Here is a 16,988-nt window from a genome sequence, read left to right on the forward strand (position 1 = left end):
GCTCAGCGAAGGCCGGTTTTGCGGTTCAGGGCCAGGTGGATGAGCTCGTCGATCAGGTCCGCATAGCCGAGGCCGGAGGCTGCCCACATCTGCGGGTACATGCTCTTGGGCGTGAAGCCGGGCATGGTGTTGATCTCGTTGATGATCAACTCACCCTCAGGGGTGTAGAAGAAGTCCACACGGCTCAGGCCTTCGGCGCCCACGGCATCAAACGCAGCGGCAGCCAGCTCGCGGACCCGGGAAATTGCTTCCGGCGGGATGTTGGCGGGACAGCTCAGGGCTGCGGCGTCATCCTCGACGTACTTCGCATTGAAGTCGTAGAACTCGTGGGTTCCCCCTGACACGGAGATTTCGCCGGGCATCGACGTCCGGGGCGCATCCGTGCCCCTGCCTTCCAGGACGGCGCACTCGATTTCGCGTCCGACGATTCCGGCTTCGATCACCAGCTTGAGGTCGTGGCGGCGGGCTTCCTCGATGGCGGCGTCCAGCTCCTCGAGGGAGTCGACTTTCGAGATACCCATCGAGGAACCTGCGCGGGCCGGCTTGACGAACACGGGGAACCCCAGCCGGTCCACCTGTTTCCGCACAGCTTCCGGGTCCTTGCGCCACTGCCTGTCGGTCACGGCAACATACGGGCCAACGTGCAGCCCGGCAGCCTCGAAGACCACCTTCATGTAGTGCTTGTCCATGCCGACGGCAGACGCCAGGACTCCGGCGCCGACGTAGCGGGTGTCGGAAAGCTCAAGGAGCCCCTGGATGGTGCCGTCCTCGCCAAAGGGCCCATGCAGCAGCGGAAAGACCACGTCAACGGTGCCCAGTTCCTGAGGAACTTCATTGGGCGCTGCCACGATCAGCTGGTGTTCCCCGCCGATCTCAGCCAGCGTGACGGTCTGGGGCGAGGGTACGACTTCCGGGAGGGATGATGCGGCGAGCGACCATTGGGCCGTATCCGCGGGGGCAAGCACCCACTGGCCGGTCTTGGCAATCCCGATGGGGATCACCTCATACTTATCCTTGTTGATGGCACCCAGCACACCTGCTGCGGTTACACAGCTCACGGCGTGTTCGCTGGAGCGGCCGCCAAAGAGCACGGCCACACGCGGTTTCCTGGTGGTGGCCGCTTGACCTGTGGTGGGTTTGTCTTGGGACATGGTCAGTAATCGCCTTCAGGTTTCAATTCCCGGGACAGCAGAACCGGCCCCAGTTGGTCAACGGACAGCTTGCCTGCCAGCACCGCCACGACGGCGGCAGTGATGGGCATTTCGACGCCGAGCTTGCCGGCAAGTTCATGGACGGCCTGGCCGGATTTGATGCCTTCGGCAGTCTGGGTCATCTTCCGGCCCACCTCCTCCAACGTCAGGCCCTCGCCCAGCAGCCTGCCGGCGGTGTGGTTCCGGGACAGCGCGGAGGAGCAGGTGGCAACGAGGTCGCCAAGCCCGGCGAGTCCGGCCATGGTTTTCGCTTCGCCGCCAAGCGCCAATGCGAGGCGCGATGTTTCCGCCAGGCCCCGGGTAATCACGGAGGCCTTGGTGTTGTCCCCCATCTGCTTGCCCTCACAAATGCCCACGGCCAGCGCGATCACGTTCTTGACGATGCCGCCAATTTCGACGCCGACGACGTCCGCCGTGGTGTAGGGCCGGAAGTAGGGGGCGGTGCAGCTCCTGGCGAGCCAGCCCGCCGTCGCGGAATCGCTGCATGCCACAACCGACGCGGTGGGCTCCTCGCGCGCGATTTCCATGGCCAGGTTGGGTCCGGACACGACGGCGATGCGTTCCTGCGGCAGGTCCAGTTCCTGGCTGATGACCTCGCTCATCCGGGCGTCAGTCCCCAGCTCCAGGCCCTTCATCAGGGAGACCACAACAGCTCCGGGAGCGATCATGTCCTTCCATTCGCGCAGCTGCGGGCGGAGGGACTGGGCCGGAACGGCCACCACCACGAGCTCAGCTCCTGCCAGTACCTCACGCACGTCGGTGGAAGCGGTGATACTGCCCGGCAGGACAATGTCCTTGAGGTAGTCGCTGTTGCGGTGGCTGCTGTTGATCTCGTCCACCACTTCGGCGCGCCTGCCCCACAGCTTGATGGCGTGCGGCGTGCCGGCGGCTACGGCGGCGTCCGCCAGGATCTTGGCGAACGTTGTGCCCCACGATCCGGCACCGAGGACGGCCACGGTGCGGGCCGTCCCCGGCTTTCCGTCAGAGGTCACTGAGCTTCCGTTCCTGCGCCCGGCTGCTGTCCGCGTTCGACGAAGCGCCCGTGCTTGGTCTGCTGCTGCTTGGCCGGGTCCCAGCGCTCCGCGGGCGGCTGTTCACCGCGCAAACCTGCCAGCAATGCCGTGATCGCATCCATAATCACCTCGGTGGCCTCCGCCAGGGTGGCTTTGTCCAGGGGACGGCCACTGAACGCGCTCAGGTCCACCGGATCGCCCACCACAACACGGGAGCGTTTGCGCGGGAAGATGTGGAACGACTTGCCGTACCGGGGGAACACTTCATGCGCCCCCCAGTGCGCGATCGGAACCACGGGAATGCCGCCTTCGAGGGCCAGCCGCGCCGCGCCCGTGTGCCCCTTCATCGGCCAAAGCCCGGGGTCGCGCGTCAGCGTGCCTTCGGGATAAATGATGATCGCGCCGCCTTCAGCGACAATCTCCTGGGCCACTTGCAGCGATCGATTCGCTCCCGCCGTCGAACGCTCCACCGGCACCTGCTTGGTGGCGCGCAGCAGCCATCCCAGGGCCGGCACCTTGAACAGCCCGGCCTTGGCCAGGAAGTGCGGGGCCCGCTTGTGGTTGTAGAGCATGTGCCCCACCACCAGGGGATCGATTTCGGTGCAGTGGTTGGGCGCAGCGATAAAGCCGCCCGCGGGAAGTTTCTCCGTGCCTTCCCACGTCTTGGCCATCATGAGGTTCAGCAGCGGCCGGACGACGGCGGCGATGAACACAAATGTGGCCCTGCTCTTGGCCGATTCCTTCACAGTCCCGCTCTACTTCGTGGTGGTGATGTCGAAGTCGGCGCCCAGGCCGGCGAGCTTTTCCGTGAACCGCTCGTACCCCCGGTTGATGATGTCGATGCCGGTGACCCGCGAGGTGCCGGTGGCAGCCAGTGCGGCGATCAGGTGGCTGAACCCGCCGCGCAGGTCCGGGACGTCGATGTCCGTTCCCTTGAGCTGGGTGGGGCCGGAAATCACCGCGGAGTGCAGGAAGTTCCGCTGGCCGAACCGGCACGGAACGCTGCCCAGGCACTCGCGGTGCACTTGGATGCTGGCACCCATGCGGATGAGGGCGTCGGTGAAGCCGAAGCGGTTCTCGTACACCGTTTCGTGGACGATCGAGACGCCCTCGGCCTGCGTCAGCGCCACCACCAGCGGCTGCTGCCAGTCCGTCATGAATCCGGGGTGGACGTCCGTTTCAAGGACCAGCGGGTTCAGTTTTCCGCCCTTGTGGTAGAACCGGATGCCGTCCTCGCCGATGTCCATTCCGCCGCCCACTTTGCGGTAGGTGTTCAGGAAGGTCATCATGTCGCGCTGGGAGGCGCCCTCAACGAAGATATCTCCGCGGGTCACCAGCGCAGCCGATGCCCAGGACGCCGATTCGTTGCGGTCCGAGAGCGCGCGGTGGTTGTAGCCGCCCAGGTCGCGGACGCCCTCGATGCGGATGGTGCGGTCAGTCTGGACGCTGATGATGGCGCCCATTTTCTGCAGCACGGCGATGAGGTCGATGATTTCCGGTTCAGTGGCGGCCCCGGAAAGCTCCGTGATGCCTTCCGCCCGCGTGGCGCTCAGCAGGACCTGCTCGGTGGCCCCCACGGACGGGTACGGAAGCGAGATTTTGGCTCCGTGCAGGCCCTTGGGTGCCGAGATGTGGATGCCGCCGGGGCGTTTCTCCACGACGGCGCCGAACTGGCGCAAAACGTCCAGGTGGTAGTCGATGGGGCGGTCGCCGATCTTGCAGCCGCCCAGGTCCGGGATGAAGGCTTCACCGATCGCGTGGATCAGCGGCCCGCAGAGCAGGATGGGGATGCGGGAATCACCGGCGTGGGCGTCGATGGCGGTGCTCGGCGCCGTCTTGGCAGCCTTGGGGTCAAGGGTGAGGTCACCGTTGACCGGGTCTTTCTCCACGGTCACGCCATGCAGCTGCAGCAGGGAGGTGACTACCTCCACGTCCTTGATCTCCGGCACGTTCCGCAACACCGAGGGTTCGTTGCCCAGCAACGCCGCCACCATGGCCTTGGGGACAAGAGTTTTTGCCCCACGGACGGTGACGCGGCCTGTAAGCGGGACGCCGCCGCGGATTGTCAGAACACTACTCATATACCGGTTTCCTCACGATCACTAGCCCCCAAAACCTTGCAAAGGCTCCAACCAAGCATAGGAGGTCGCGTTACCGAACCGAAATAAGGGGGCACCGGCGGCGGGGCGTGGCGGGACCCGCGCCCGCCGCCGGATGGCGCACCGGAGCTAGGACAGCTTGGCGGGCAGGGTCTTGGGCTTGAACGCCGGGCGGGTCGCCTCGTAGGCGGTGATGTCGGCTTCATGTTGGAGGGTCAGCCCGATGTCATCCAGGCCTTCCAGGAGCCGCCAGCGTGTGTAGTCGTCGATCTCGAAGGGCGCCACGATGTTGCCGCAGACCACGGTTTTGGACTCGAGGTCCACCGTGACCTGGGTCCCCGGTGCATTTTCGAGCTCCTTCCAGATGAGCTCGATGTCGTCCTGGGCCACCTGCGCGGCCAACAGCCCCTGCTTGCCCGAGTTGCCGCGGAAAATATCGGCGAACCGGGAGGACAGGACGGCTTTGAAGCCGTAGTCCTTCAACGCCCAGACTGCGTGCTCGCGGGAGGATCCGGTGCCGAAGTCCGGGCCGGCCACCAGGACGGAACCGGCGTTGAACGGCTCCTGGTTCAGGATGAAGGAGGAGTCTTTCCGCCACGCCGAGAACAGGGCGTCCTCGAAGCCTGTCCGGGTGATGCGCTTGAGGTACACCGCGGGGATGATCTGATCGGTGTCAACGTTGCTCTGGCGCAGCGGGACGCCGATGCCGGTGTGCTTGGTGAACTTTTCCATGGTGTTGTCCTAGGCTGCGTCGATGCGGATGGCTGCGGGTTCGGGCGCCGGTTCAAGGTCCGACGGCGAGCTGAGCGTGCCGCGAACGGCCGTGGCTGCCGCCACCACCGGCGAGACCAGGTGCGTGCGGCCGCCCTTGCCCTGGCGCCCCTCAAAGTTGCGGTTGGACGTGGAGGCACAACGCTCCCCCACCTCCAGCTGGTCCGGGTTCATGCCCAGGCACATCGAGCAGCCGGCAAACCGCCATTCGGCGCCGAAGTCCTTGAAGACCTTGTCCAGGCCTTCCGCTTCGGCTTCGAGCCGGACGCGGGCCGAGCCCGGGACAACGAGCATCCGGATGTTCGGGTCCTTGGTGCGCCCGCGGATGATGTCCGCCGCGGCCCGCAGGTCTTCCATCCGCGAGTTGGTGCAGGAGCCCAGGAAGACGGTGTCCACCCGGATGTCCTTCATCGGGGTGCCCGCCTCGAGTCCCATGTACTGCAGGGCCCGTTCCGCGGCGGCCTTGGCGTTTTCGTCGCCGAAGTCCTCGGGGGACGGTACGGCCTGGGACAGGGACACGCCCTGGCCTGGGTTGGTGCCCCACGTGACGAACGGCTCCAGCGTGTCGGCGTCCAGGTCCACCTCGACGTCGAAGGTGGCGTCGTCGTCGGTCTTCAGCGTGTTCCAGTATTCGACGGCCGCGTCCCACTCAGCGCCCTCCGGCGCATGCGGGCGGCCGTACATGTAGTCGTACGTGGTCTGGTCCGGCGCGACCATGCCGGCCCTGGCGCCAGCCTCGATGGACATGTTGCAGATGGTCATCCGCGCCTCCATGGACAGTGCCCGGATGGCGGAGCCGCGGTATTCCAGCACGTAGCCCTGCCCGCCGCCGGTGCCAATTTTGGCGATCACGGCGAGGATAATGTCCTTGGCGGTAACGCCGGGCCGCAGTGTACCCTCCACGTTGATGGCCATGGTCTTGAACGGCTTGAGCGACAGGGTCTGGGTGGCCATGACGTGCTCCACCTCGGAGGTGCCGATGCCCATGGCCAGCGCACCGAAGGCGCCGTGGGTGGAGGTGTGCGAGTCGCCGCAGACAACCGTCATGCCGGGCTGGGTGAGGCCCAGCTGCGGACCCACCACGTGGACAATGCCCTGCTCAGCGTCGCCCAGGCTGTGCAGCCGGACCCCGAACTCGGCGCAGTTGTTGCGCAGGGTCTGGATCTGGGTGCGGCTGGTGAGATCGGCAATGGGCTTGTCGATGTCCAGGGTGGGGGTGTTGTGGTCCTCGGTGGCGATGGTCAGGTCCGGCCGGCGCAGCTTGCGCCCGGCCAGCCGCAGGCCCTCAAACGCCTGCGGGGACGTGACTTCGTGGACCAGGTGGAGGTCGATGAACAGAAGGTCGGGCTGGGCGTTGGCACCATCGCCGTCACCTTTGCGCACCACGTGTGCGTCCCAGACTTTCTCGGCCAATGTCTGTCCCATGGCCATCTCCCTTCACTGCTGTTTGGCTGATTGGTCCAACTGAATCAGGAGGACTTGGCACCGCGCCACCTGAAAGATTTGCATCTCAGATAATGAGACGGCAATATCATTACATGGACAATTCTAGTGGAGTCGGTGTCATTGATAAAGCGGCCCAGGTGCTTGATGCCCTCGAGGCAGGACCCACCACGCTGGCGCAGCTCGTGGCCGCCACCGGCCTGGCCCGCCCCACTGTCCACCGCCTCGCTTTGGCGCTGGTGCACCACCGGCTGGTCAGCCGCGATATCCAGGGCCGGTTCGTTCTCGGCAGCAGGCTCGTTGAGCTCGCCTCCGCCGCCGGCGAGGACCGCCTGATCGCCTCCGCCGGGCCGGTACTCATGCAGTTGCGCGACGCCACGGGCGAAAGCGCCCAGATCTTCCGGCGCCAGGGCGACTGGCGCGTCTGCGTGGCATCCGCCGAGCGCCCCATCGGCCTGCGCGACACCATTCCCGTAGGCACCCAATTGTCCATGAAGGCGGGCTCCGCCGCGCAGGTCCTGCTCGCCTGGGAGGACCACGACCGGCTCCTCGAGGGCCTGCAGTCGGCCCGCTTCACGCCCACCGTCCTGGCAGGAGTACGACGCCGGGGCTGGGGACAGAGCCTGGGCGAACGCGAGCCGGGGGTCGCTTCAGTCTCGGCACCGGTGCGGGGTCCGTCCGGCAGGGTGATCGCCGCCGTCTCCATCTCCGGCCCGATCGAGCGGCTGACCCGCCAGCCCGGACGCCTGCACGCCGAAGTGGTCTGCAATGCCGGCCGCATCCTCACCGAGGCGCTGCGAAAGAACAACGACTAAGGCCTTCCGGTCCCCCGGCGGCCCCGGCCGCTAGGCTGTGCCCATGGGCAGCTATGCAGTGTTCCTCCGGGGCATCAACGTTGGCGGAATCAATATCAAGATGGCGGACCTCAGGGACGCGCTGAAGAACTGTGGTTTCCCCGACGCAAAGACCCTGCTGGCCAGCGGAAACGTGGTGCTCTCCAGCAGCCTGGACGCGGCAGCGGTCAAGGCCGAGTGCGAGAAGTGCCTCCGCGCGGCCTTCGGCTACCAAGCGTGGGTAGTGGTCCTGGACGCCGGGCGGGTGGGCCACCTGGTGGATGCCTGCCCCTATCCGGAAGACGACAAGTCCACCCACGCCTACATCACCATCTCCTCGGACACAGCTGTCCTCGATGACCTGGAGGCAGCCGGCTCAGTCCTGGAAGGCCAGGACCAGCAGCGGCTGGCGCCGGAGGCGCTTGCCTGGCTGGCCCCGGTGGGCGGCACCCTGGACAGCGCCTTCAGCAAAATCAGCGCAAAGGCGAAGTTCAAAGCCGCAACCACCACCCGGAACCTGCGCACCCTGATCAAAGTGCGCGACGCGGCGAATGCCCTGGACGCCGGGTAGCCAACAGCCTTACGCCCGCGAGGCTTTCTTCAACGCCTTGTTGAAGGCAGCCAGCCTGCCAATCTCTGCCTCCACCGGTGCCACCACCAGCGCCTGCGCCGCGGCCGCAACGGCACTGTTGAGCCGTCGTCGTGCCTTTGCCGCCCTTGCCCGGGCAGCTCCGGCCGCAATGAACCGCCCCGTGATGGCCAGGAAGATCCCCAGCACCAGGCCGAAAGCGATCATCAGGGTGGGTACCGGCCAGCCTTCGACGCGTGGCACCTCCGGCACCGGCAGCTGCAGGTAGGCCAGCCCGGCCAGGACGCCGAGCCAGCCCAGGCCACCCAGCACTGTCAGCAGCGCCAGCCACTGCACCACGTTGAAGGCACCCCACCACCACGCCCTGCGGTTGGCACCGAGGTCCGTTCCTGCGATGGCCTGGTCCAGCGCATCGGGCAATCGGTCCCGGCCGGCCCTGGCGGCCCCCCGGATCGCTGCCCGCCAAGGGCCCGGCGCTCCCGCGCTGGCCGAGTCCGCGAACTCCCTTACAGCTGCATCCGTGCGCGCCCGTTCCGGCGCACCTGCCGGCGGCAGCGACGTCCTGTTCAGGCCGGCAGGAGAACTGCTGCGGAGGTTGAGCCGCCGCAGCGGGTCAACCCGGAACCTGGAGAGCCAGCGGGTCACCGGCCAGCCGGTACGGCGCACGGACTCGAGGCGGTAAGACTGCCCGACGGCGCGCACCACGGCAGGCACATTTGCCGCGGTGGCCAGTTCGTCAGCGAGCCGTGTCCTGTCGGTGGAACGGATCCCTGCAGCTTCACCGTCGCCGGAGGCATTGCGCAGGTCTTCCGCTGCCTTGGTGATATCGGCCTCCAGGCGCCGGGACTGGGCCTGCCGCTGGACAGCCACCTTCCGGATCGCTGCGCGCACCTCCGCAATCCCGGTCCCGGTCAGGGCGGACGAAGCGAGGACCCGGACCTGTCCCAGCCCTTCCCCGGCAAGGATCGCGTGCAGTGAGTCAAGCACCGGCTGCACGTCATGCGCGGGCAGCCGGTCCACCTGATTCAGGACCACAAGCGTGACGGCCCCGTGGGACGCCAGCGGTGCCAGGAATCCTTTGTGGACGGCGGCGTCGGCATACTTTTGCGGATCGAGGACCCAGACCAGGACGTCCACCATGCCCACCATGCGCTGCACGATCTCGCGGTTGGCGGCCCGGGTGGAGTCGAAATCGGGCAGGTCCAGCAGGATCAGGCCGGTCTGTTCGTCGGCGAAGCCCGCCACCGGCGCGGCGTGGTGCCGGTTCCCCACCTCCAGCCAGTCAAGGAGCGCCTCGCTCCCCGCTGCTCCCCAGACACCCGCCAAGGGTTCCGAGGTGGTGGGACGGCGCGCCGCCGCCGTCGCGATCTCTGCGCCGCTTACGGCGTTGAAGAGGGATGACTTGCCGCTTCCCGTCGCCCCGAAGAAACCGACCACCGTGTGGTCACCGGACAATGAGCGCCGGGAACTTGCACGTTCCAGGATGTCGAAGGCTTCCTGCAGCGCCAGGTCCGGAAGAACCCCCTCCCCCAGTTCGCGGGCGTCCTGGAGCGCCTGGAGCCGGCCGTCCAGCCGCGAGGACTCACGCGCCCCGCTGTGGCGGCTCACGCACTCTCCGCCAGCCGGGCCAGTTCTCCGGCCTGCGCGGCAAGCGTCTGCGCCAGGGCGGGATTCTCCGCAGGCAACCTCTGCAGGAACTTCTGCTGCTCGTCCATCAGCAACTGCTGGCAGCGCGCCGCCAGGTCCTCGCGCGCCTTGTCGGCCATCCGGCGCACAGCATCCTCGCCGAACACTGCCTCCAGCAGGCGCTGGCCCACGACGGCGGTGCCGCCGGCCACGCCGATCTCAAGTCCGGTCAGTCCCGCAGTCATCGAAAACACCACGATCATCAGCGCCGCACCCAGGCCGTTGATGCCGAAGGACAGCCAGCGCGCCTGGGTGCGTTTCCCCTGGCCCTCGGTTCGGATCAGCTCCATCAGCGCTTCCTGCCAGGCCCGAATTTCCGCGGCGGCCCGGTCGGCGAACCCGGGCGCAGTGCCTGAGAGGTCGTCCGAGGCCAGCAGCTCCCTGCCGGCCGGGTCTGAGCGCCACCGCTGGTCCGTGTCTTCCGCAGCGTTGGCTGCCTCGTCGACAATCACTGCCTGCAGGCCGGTCTCGATGGCCGCCTCCACCCGCACCGCCGGCGCCGGCTCACCCCGGAAAAACGCCCCCAGGCGGTCCCGGAACCGCCCCACGTTCTGCTCAAGGGCGCGGAAGAATTCGCCGGTGCCCACAAAGTCCTGCCAGCGGGCCAGCACCTCACCCCGGAGCAGGGCTCCGTCGCGGGTAGCGTCGAGGATCCGGGTGGCCGCATTCCCATAGGCAGCAACGGCGTCGGATTCGAGCCGGGCGGCTGCCCGTTCCTCTTCCCGCGCGGCCTCGGCGATGTCCGCGACGCGCTGGGCCAAAGCGCGGACCGTCCCGTTCAGGGTCCTCCGCGCAACGTCGGCGCGGCCTGCGGCGTCAGCGGCCAGGGACGCCAGCCACTCCTGCAGCTCATCCACGGCACCGGCGGGCAGCATGCCGTGTGCGTCCAGGACCGTTTCGGCAATGATGAAAAGGCGGCTTCCGGCCAGTCCTTCACGGTCCAGCAGTCCCCGCAGGTCCTGGCTCACCTCGGCTTCGGCTCCCTGCGGCACCCGGTCCAGCACCACGGCTACGGTGATGTCGCGGCCCGCAGCACCCAGCAGGAGCTTCCAGGGGACAGCGTCAGCGTACCGGTTGGCTGTGGTGACAAACACCCAAAGGTCAGCGGCGGCCAGCAGCTGCCCGGCAAGCAGGCGGTTCTGGTCGGAGATGGAGTCGACGTCGGGCGCGTCGAGGAGGGCGATGCCTGCAGGTACTGCCGGGTCAGCCAACAGCACCAGGGAGTCGGTGGCACCGGCCGGCTCCCCCGCCTGGCCTGTCCGGCCCAGGGGCACCGGGCTCGCCGCCAGCGTTCCGCGTATCCGGCTTAGGCCCGGGAGGACGCGCTGGCCTTCAAACCACGTTGCTTCGGCGGGGTTGTGCAGCAGGATGGGCTGTCGGGTGGTGGGGCGGATGGCGCCGGCGCGGGTGACGGGATGCCCCACGAGTCCATTCACCAAGGTGGACTTGCCGGCACCCGTGGAACCGCCGACGACGGCAAGCAGCGGAGCGTCCAGGCTGCGGTACCGCGGGAGGATGTAGTCGTCCAGCTGGGATCTTGCCGCTGAGGTTTCGCGGCGGCCCTGGTCTGCGCCCGGCAGGGCCAACGGCAGCGTGACGTCGTCCAGTCCGCTGCGGATCTCCTCCAGCAGGGTCACCGCGGCAATGTTCTGCGGTGGCTGCTGGGAAGGGCGGCCGTACTCGTCATGGGAGGTCACAGCAACATCATGCCAGTTGAGTGGCTGGCCCCCGGTCTTTTGTAAGTGGGAACCAGCTCCGCGCCGGCATTTCCACGTAACGGCACGATAGCCAGGCTGCAGGCGCTACCGCCAGCAGCGATGCCGCGGCGAATAGCAGCGGTGGAACCACAGTATGCAGCCCCATGGATGCCAGGACCTGCTGGACCGGCCAGCCGTAGATGTACACGCCATAAGAGATATCGAAGCGCGAACCGATACGTGACAACGGCAGATGCAGAGAGCTGGCCAGAAGGAGAATACACAACGGTATGTGCACGAGCGACTGCGCGTAACCCAGCGAAGCAACCAACACGACGAAGCCAGCGGACAACAATGCGGCTCCGCGTCCCGCCGGGATCCAGTCCCGGAACATGTACACCAGCGAGCCCGCGAGAAAGGTGATCACGGGCACAAGAGGCCAATCGTAAGGGGTTGGTGGGAAGGTCCAGCCGGCATCAACGGCAAATGCGGCAACGGTGCCCGCAAGGAAGAGACAAAGCACCGCCACCCGCGCCAACTCTGCTTTAAGCGCGAGAAACAAAACGCCAATCAACATGTAGCAGGCGATTTCCCAGAATAAAGTCCATAGGGGCCCGTTCCACAGTCGGGGATCAGGAACGCCGTCCAACGATCCCGGAATGCCCCCAACGGCAACTCCGGGGAATCCCGCGGACAGGTTGCTTGCAAAGTAGAGCACGGCGTCGGGAAACCAATAGCTCCGCCCTGTCGTCACGGCCGTCAGTGGGGCGATGACAAACGCTACTGCCGCTACGCAGGCGACAAGTCCGGGAAATATTCTCAGGAAGCGCGCACGCCAATAGGTACTGCCCGTCACCCGCATCCTGCTCCGGGTGATCAGGTACCCGGAAATACCGAAGAATCCAAGAACTGCCCAGCTCCCCAGCTTGACTCCCCCCGGTGCCGGTTCGGGCCCATAGGCGCCAAGCCACCATGAGTGCGAAACAACCACAAGGGCTGCGAGCACCAGCCGGATGGCATTCAACGAATTCTTGCCATCAGCAAAACGTTTCCCCAGCACATCTTCCCCCGACGCTCGCCCCTGGAGTTCAGAGTAGGCGGGGCCCCGCAACGTTTGCGCGAGGTCAGCGCAGTTTTAACCAAAAATGGCCCCGGGCTGTTGCCCGGGACCATTTCCGATGGTGACCCCAGCGGGATTCGAACCCGCGTTACCGCCGTGAGAGGGCGGCGTACTAGGCCGCTATACGATGGGGCCATGTACTTCCGGCAGCGTTTCCGCTGCTCAAGCTCAGTGAGTATTTCATACACTTTGCTCTGGTTTCAAATCGGACAACCGAGTGGAAACCTACTGTTTTGCGGCTGAAATCAGCCTGCAAACCAGAGCTGGGATACCAGGACTCGAACCTAGAATGACGGTACCAGAAACCGTAGTGTTGCCAATTACACCATATCCCAATGGTACTTTCGGGCCGGTTTTCAGGGCGTTTTCCCTGCTCCGTGCGCCTCAGCACGAGAAGTTACTTTACCCGAGACTTTCGGCTCGCACAAATCGAGGGCATCGCAGGCGCGGGACGGCCCAGCGGACTGGTCGGCCCAAACCCTTGCCCACCGTCCGGTCATGTGGTTACCCTCGAGTAAGTTACCCATCGGTAACAACCTCCCCGCCCCGCCTGTGGGGCACCCACGAGGAAACGGGAACGCCTTACCAGCCACGGTTTTCGCCCCGGGCAGCGTCGTCCGGCGGAAAGTTAGGAAGTGTCAGCGTTGACAACCCGCACAGCAACCATTGCCGCAGCTAAGCCCAGACCCCGGTCCCAGTCCATCGCGATCACCGCCTTGTCCCTGTTGCTCGCCCTTTTCCTTGCCTTTTACACCTACCTCACGGGCCAGATCTCCAACGGTGCCGCCCAGCTGATGGACGGCGCCGAACAGGCGGCCGCGGGCGCTGCACAGCTCAAGGACGGCTCGGGGCAGCTGGCCACGGGGGCGGGCGCAGCGAGCAAAGGCGCGGTGCAGGTGAAGGACGGCTCGGTCAAGGTCAAGGACGGCAGCGCCGAGCTGAACACCGGGGCCGCGGCCCTGCAGACCGGCGCCGGGAAGATCTATACCGGAGTCCGGGACCAGCTGGCGCCGGGGGTGGACAAGCTGCATGCCGGCACCACCAAGCTGCAGAATGACGTCCTGAACAAACTCGTCCCGGGCGTTTACCAGGTGGATGACGGCGCCCGGAAGCTGCAGGCGGGGGCCGTGGCACTTTCCGCGGCCCTGACCCCCACGGCCGCCGGAAACGCTCCGAACAACCTCGCCGACGGAGCGGGCCAGCTGGCAGTGGGCACCGGCCAGCTCGCGGCGGGAGCCGGGCAACTGGATGCCGGCGCCTCCAGCTTGGGCGACGGGACTGCGGCACTGAAGAACGGAACAGCGCAGCTGAAGGGTTACCCCGGTGCAGGCAACGATCGCACCAAGGGCGACGGACTCGCCGCCCTCAGCCAGGGGCTGGACCAGCTGGAAGCGGCGGCGAACGGGCCCCAGGGCCTGGTGCCCCTTGCGGTGATCAAGGACCAGATCGCCAAACTGGCCGACGGCGGCCGGCGCGCCTACGCAGGGGCTGGGCAGCTCGATGCGGGAGCAGCAAAGCTGAACGACGGCGCACGGCAGCTGAAGGCCGGAACCGGCAAATTGAACACGGGAGCCGGCCAGTTGAACGACGGCGCGACCCGACTGAAGGCGGGCTTCGCCACCCTGGCCGAAAAGCTCAATGCCACGGACCCACAAAACCCGGGTGTGGTGCTTGGAACATCCATGCTGGCCGAGGGCACGGCCAAAATCAGGGTGGGAATGGACGGCGTCCCCGGCAACCCGGACAGCCCCGGCCTGATCTACGCCGCAAACAGCCTCCAGGACGGCACCACTAAGCTCAGCGCGGGAATCAACGGCGGCGGCGACCCCGGCAACCCGGGCCTGCTGGCCGGAACCGAGGCGCTGTCGGACGGCACGGTCGCGCTGAGCCGCGGCACAGGCCAGCTGCAAGCGGGCTCCGCCCAGCTCGCTGCCGGAACCGGACAGCTGGCTGACGGCAACGGCAAGCTGGACGACGGCTCCGGCAAGCTCGCCAGTGGTGCAGGCAAACTGGCCGACGGCAATTCGAGAATCGCGGCCGGCACCCAGGAGCTTCATTCGAAGGTGGCGGCTGTGTCGCCGTCGTCGTGGCTGGACAACCCTGCCGTGGCGCTGCTCCTGGTGGCACTGCTGGTGGCCGCCGCCGTCGGGTCCTACCTGGTTCTTCGCAGGCGTTCCCTGCGACCCGCAGCGGCCTGACGGCGGGAGCACCGGCGTCCACGCAGCGACCGCGGTCCTCGAAGGAGGGCCGCGGTCACTGCGGGGTGCGGCCTACAGCAGCAGCTGGTCCAGGGAAGCCAGCATGCCGCCCTCGAAGCCTTCGACGACCTCGCCCCCACGGTTGAGCCACACGCCCACCAGGCCGGCCGCGGTGGAGCCTTCCGCGTCCAGCAGCCGGTTGTCACCCACATATAGCGTTTCGGCAGGGGAAGTGCCCAGGAGCCTGACGCCTTCAAGGTACATTGCCGGATCGGGCTTGGCGACGCCCAGGGTGTCAGTGCCCACCAGACGGGTGATCCGTTCCAGCCCGGCACCGTCCAGCTTGGCCCGCTGGTAATCGTGGACATTGTTGCTTACGGCACCATAGGGGATGCCCGCACTGTCCAGGACGTCCAGCAGCGGCAGCACGTCGGGAAACGGCTTGACGTACGCCGGCTGCTTCTCCATGTACGCGCTCAGCCACCGGTGCGACTCCTCGCCGTCGGCCAGTTCCACACCGAAGTGGCCCAAGGCAGCCCGGCCCCGAAGCAGCCGCTGTTCGTTGAAGGTCAGCTCACCGGCCAGGTAGCGGTCGTAGTAATGCGTGGTTTCGTGCGTAAAGATGCGCCCGAACCGCTCCCACCCGGCCTGGTCCAGGCCCGGCAGGAGGTGTTCGCTGACCTCGCGCAGGGCGGTGGTCATCGAATACTCAAGGTCCACCAGGGTGTCGTCAATGTCGAACAGGACACCGCGGACAGTGCCGAAAGCTGTCTTCAATACGCCGGCTGCTGCCTGGCTTGGGGCGGTCATCAGCCGCGGAAGGCACGGAGCCGGCGCAGGGAGGACTCCTTGCCCAGGATCACCATGGACTCGAACAGGGGCGGCGAGACGCGGCGGCCGGAAACAGCCGTGCGGACAGGCCCGAAGGCAAGCCGCGGCTTGATCCCCATGTCCTCCACCAGGGCCTGCTTGAGGGCAACCTGGATGTTCTCCGCCGTCCAGTCCTCCACCGGTTCCAGGGCGGCAGTGGCGGCGTCCAGCACCTCGGGAAGGTTGGCGGGAAGGCCCTTGCGGGCGTCATCGGCAACATCGACGGCGTCATCCGCCTTGAACAGGAACGCCAGCATCTCCGGTGCTTCGCCCAGCAGCGTGATGCGCTCCTGGATCAGGGGTGCCGCTTCGGTGAGGATCTCTTCCTCGCGGTCGGTCAGGATCTCCCCCACCAGGCCCGCCTCGCGCAGGTAGTGCGCCACCCGGTCGCGGAACACCTTGGGATCGAGCATCCGGACGTGGGTGCCGTTGATGGCCTCGGCCTTCTTGAGGTCGAAGCGGGCCGGGTTGCCCAGGACGTCGTGGATGTCGAAGTGCTCCACGAGCTGTTCCACGGTGAAGATGTCCTCGTCCGCGCTGAGGGACCAGCCCAGCAGGGACAGGTAGTTCAGCAGCCCCTCGGGAATGAAGCCCCGCTCCCGGTGCAGGAAGAGGCTGGACTCCGGGTCCCGCTTGGACAGCTTCTTGTTGCCCTGGCCCATCACGTACGGCAGGTGGCCGAACTCCGGCATGTACTCGGCAACGCCGATGGCGTACAGGGCCCGGTAGAGGGCAACCTGGCGCGGCGTGGAGCTGAGCAGGTCCTCGCCCCGGAGTACGTGCGTGATGCCCATCAGCGCGTCATCCACGGGGTTCACCAGGGTGTACAGCGGCGCACCATTGGCCCGCACCACGGCAAAGTCGGGGACCGACCCGGCCTTGAAGGTGATGTCGCCGCGGACCAGGTCGGCGAAGGTGATGTCCTCGTCCGGCATGCGCAGGCGGAGGACTGCCTGCCGGCCCTCTGCCCGGTACTGTGCCAGCTGCTCATCCGTCAGGTGCCGGTCAAAGCCGTCGTAGCCAAGCTTCGGGTCCCGGCCTGCGGCGCGGTGCCGCGCCTCGATCTCGTCCGGGGTGGAGAAGGACTCGTAGATGAACCCGGCCTCATGCAGCCGCTTGATGACGTCCTGGTAGATGTCGCCGCGCTGGGACTGCCGGTACGGCTCATGCGGGCCGCCCACCTCCACGCCCTCGTCCCAGTCGATGCCCAGCCACTTCAGCGCGTCCAGCAGCTGGTGGTAGCTTTCCTCGCTGTCGCGCGCCGCGTCCGTGTCCTCGATCCGGAAGACCAGCGTGCCCTTGGTGTGGCGCGCGTAGGCCCAGTTGAACAGGGCTGTACGGATCAATCCGACGTGCGGGGTGCCCGTGGGAGAGGGGCAGAAACGCACGCGGACGGGCGTTTCTGCGGTGACGGGCGGGATGGCGGCGGCAGGTGACGAAGAAGCGATACTCATAGTG

Annotated in this window: 14 protein-coding genes and 2 tRNA genes; 3 read left to right on the forward strand and 13 right to left on the reverse strand. The window is 66.8% G+C overall.

The window, feature by feature from the left end:
- Nucleotides 1–2: 2 nt before the first annotated feature.
- The 6 genes from ACTAQI_RS08050 to leuC all read right to left on the reverse strand — a co-directional run bounded on the left by ACTAQI_RS08050 (nucleotide 3) and on the right by leuC (nucleotide 6,519).
- Nucleotides 3–1,151: a D-alanine--D-alanine ligase family protein gene (locus ACTAQI_RS08050; RefSeq protein WP_457950510.1), complete on the reverse strand. Its 1,149-nt coding sequence runs from the start codon at nucleotides 1,149–1,151 to the stop codon at nucleotides 3–5.
- 2 nt (nucleotides 1,152–1,153) lie between these two features.
- The gene (locus tag ACTAQI_RS08055; RefSeq protein ID WP_457950511.1) at nucleotides 1,154–2,203 is read right to left on the reverse strand and encodes an NAD(P)H-dependent glycerol-3-phosphate dehydrogenase; all 1,050 of its coding nucleotides are present in this window, start codon (nucleotides 2,201–2,203) and stop codon (nucleotides 1,154–1,156) included.
- Complete coding sequence (locus tag ACTAQI_RS08060) at nucleotides 2,200–2,970, reverse strand: lysophospholipid acyltransferase family protein (RefSeq protein ID WP_457950512.1); 771 nt, start codon at nucleotides 2,968–2,970, stop codon at nucleotides 2,200–2,202. Before ACTAQI_RS08060 ends, ACTAQI_RS08055 begins: the two co-directional genes overlap by 4 nt.
- Before the next feature lie 9 nt (nucleotides 2,971–2,979).
- Nucleotides 2,980–4,305, reverse strand: coding sequence for a UDP-N-acetylglucosamine 1-carboxyvinyltransferase (murA, locus tag ACTAQI_RS08065; protein WP_457950513.1), 1,326 nt, complete (start codon nucleotides 4,303–4,305; stop codon nucleotides 2,980–2,982).
- A 147-nt stretch (nucleotides 4,306–4,452) separates the two neighbouring features.
- Nucleotides 4,453–5,055, reverse strand: a complete 603-nt coding sequence (leuD, locus tag ACTAQI_RS08070) for a 3-isopropylmalate dehydratase small subunit (protein WP_457950514.1) — start codon at nucleotides 5,053–5,055, stop codon at nucleotides 4,453–4,455.
- Nucleotides 5,056–5,064: 9 nt separating this feature from the next.
- The gene (gene leuC / locus ACTAQI_RS08075; RefSeq protein ID WP_457950515.1) at nucleotides 5,065–6,519 is read right to left on the reverse strand and encodes a 3-isopropylmalate dehydratase large subunit; all 1,455 of its coding nucleotides are present in this window, start codon (nucleotides 6,517–6,519) and stop codon (nucleotides 5,065–5,067) included.
- Nucleotides 6,520–6,632: 113 nt separating this feature from the next.
- Here leuC and ACTAQI_RS08080 point away from each other — a divergent pair, with 113 nt between their 5' ends.
- Together ACTAQI_RS08080 and ACTAQI_RS08085 are read left to right on the forward strand one after the other, a co-directional pair.
- Nucleotides 6,633–7,352 carry an IclR family transcriptional regulator gene (locus ACTAQI_RS08080; RefSeq protein WP_009356552.1) on the forward strand — a complete coding sequence of 240 codons (720 nt, stop codon included), beginning with the start codon at nucleotides 6,633–6,635 and terminating at the stop codon, nucleotides 7,350–7,352.
- Nucleotides 7,353–7,395: 43 nt separating this feature from the next.
- The gene (locus ACTAQI_RS08085; protein ID WP_457950516.1) at nucleotides 7,396–7,941 is read left to right on the forward strand and encodes a DUF1697 domain-containing protein; all 546 of its coding nucleotides are present in this window, start codon (nucleotides 7,396–7,398) and stop codon (nucleotides 7,939–7,941) included.
- Nucleotides 7,942–7,950: 9 nt separating this feature from the next.
- Here the strand turns inward: ACTAQI_RS08085 and ACTAQI_RS08090 are convergent, their stop codons facing one another.
- From ACTAQI_RS08090 to ACTAQI_RS08110, 5 genes are all read right to left on the reverse strand, one after another.
- Nucleotides 7,951–9,567: a GTPase gene (locus ACTAQI_RS08090; RefSeq protein ID WP_457950517.1), complete on the reverse strand. Its 1,617-nt coding sequence runs from the start codon at nucleotides 9,565–9,567 to the stop codon at nucleotides 7,951–7,953.
- Nucleotides 9,564–11,342, reverse strand: coding sequence for a dynamin family protein (locus ACTAQI_RS08095; RefSeq protein WP_457950518.1), 1,779 nt, complete (start codon nucleotides 11,340–11,342; stop codon nucleotides 9,564–9,566). Before ACTAQI_RS08095 ends, ACTAQI_RS08090 begins: the two co-directional genes overlap by 4 nt.
- 7 nt (nucleotides 11,343–11,349) lie before the next feature.
- The gene (locus ACTAQI_RS08100) at nucleotides 11,350–12,402 is read right to left on the reverse strand and encodes an acyltransferase family protein (protein ID WP_457950519.1); all 1,053 of its coding nucleotides are present in this window, start codon (nucleotides 12,400–12,402) and stop codon (nucleotides 11,350–11,352) included.
- A 119-nt stretch (nucleotides 12,403–12,521) separates the two neighbouring features.
- Nucleotides 12,522–12,597 (reverse strand) — tRNA-Glu (locus ACTAQI_RS08105).
- 128 nt (nucleotides 12,598–12,725) lie between these two features.
- Nucleotides 12,726–12,797: transfer RNA gene (locus ACTAQI_RS08110), tRNA-Gln, on the reverse strand.
- A 300-nt stretch (nucleotides 12,798–13,097) separates the two neighbouring features.
- Between ACTAQI_RS08110 and ACTAQI_RS08115 the strand changes: the two genes are divergently transcribed.
- Nucleotides 13,098–14,660 carry a hypothetical protein gene (locus ACTAQI_RS08115; RefSeq protein ID WP_457950520.1) on the forward strand — a complete coding sequence of 521 codons (1,563 nt, stop codon included), beginning with the start codon at nucleotides 13,098–13,100 and terminating at the stop codon, nucleotides 14,658–14,660.
- 72 nt (nucleotides 14,661–14,732) lie between these two features.
- On the opposite strand, the gene ACTAQI_RS08120 is transcribed toward ACTAQI_RS08115, so the two are convergent.
- Nucleotides 14,733–15,470, reverse strand: a complete 738-nt coding sequence (locus ACTAQI_RS08120) for an HAD family hydrolase (RefSeq protein WP_457950521.1) — start codon at nucleotides 15,468–15,470, stop codon at nucleotides 14,733–14,735.
- Nucleotides 15,470–16,984: a glutamate--tRNA ligase gene (gltX, locus tag ACTAQI_RS08125; RefSeq protein ID WP_457950522.1), complete on the reverse strand. Its 1,515-nt coding sequence runs from the start codon at nucleotides 16,982–16,984 to the stop codon at nucleotides 15,470–15,472. Before gltX ends, ACTAQI_RS08120 begins: the two co-directional genes overlap by 1 nt.
- Nucleotides 16,985–16,988 lie beyond the last annotated feature (4 nt).

Source organism: Pseudarthrobacter sp. alpha12b (assembly GCF_054130495.1).